Annotated in this window: 1 protein-coding gene; it reads left to right on the top strand. The window is 76.2% G+C overall.

Annotation, left to right across the window (positions count from 1 at the left end; all coding sequences use genetic code 11):
* Nucleotides 1-571: NAD-dependent epimerase/dehydratase family protein (locus ESO86_RS18375; RefSeq protein ID WP_129236081.1), on the top strand; the 571-nt coding region annotated here is incomplete at both ends.

The following is a 571-nucleotide window of genomic DNA, read 5'->3' on the forward strand; positions in this document are numbered from 1 at the left end:
CGCCGCGCCCGGCGCCGCCGCGGAGGTGCTCGCCGAGCTCCGCCCCGACGCCCTCGTGCACCTCGCGGGCATCGCCGTGCCGTTCAGCGCGCCGGAGCGCGACATCCTGATCACGAACACCGCGCTCGCCCACGACGTGCTCGGCGCAGCGGCATCCGCCGGCGTCGGCCGGGTGCTCGCCGCGTCGAGCCCGACGCCCGTCGGCTACTCCTCGCCTGCGTGGCGGGCCGACGCGGTGCCGATCGACGAGACGCATCCGCTCGCACCGGCGAACGCTTACGCGCTCTCGAAGGTCGTGATCGAGGAGGCGGTGCGCATGTTCGCGCGCACCGCTCCGGGCGCCTTCGGGTTCTTCCGCCCCTGCTACGTCATCTCGCCCGAGGAGTGGGCGGGCGCGCCCACCCAGCAGGGGCACACCGTCGCCGCACGGCTCGCCGACCCCGCCCTCGCGGCGGTGAGCCTGTTCAACTACGTCGACGCGCGCGACGTCGCCGGGTTCGTCGGCGCGTGGCTCGCCGCCCCCGGCGGCGCGATCGACGGCGAGGGTTTCTTCGTCGGCGCGGCCGACGCG

The organism is Agromyces binzhouensis (assembly GCF_004135055.1).
GTDB classification, from domain to species: domain Bacteria; phylum Actinomycetota; class Actinomycetes; order Actinomycetales; family Microbacteriaceae; genus Agromyces; species Agromyces binzhouensis.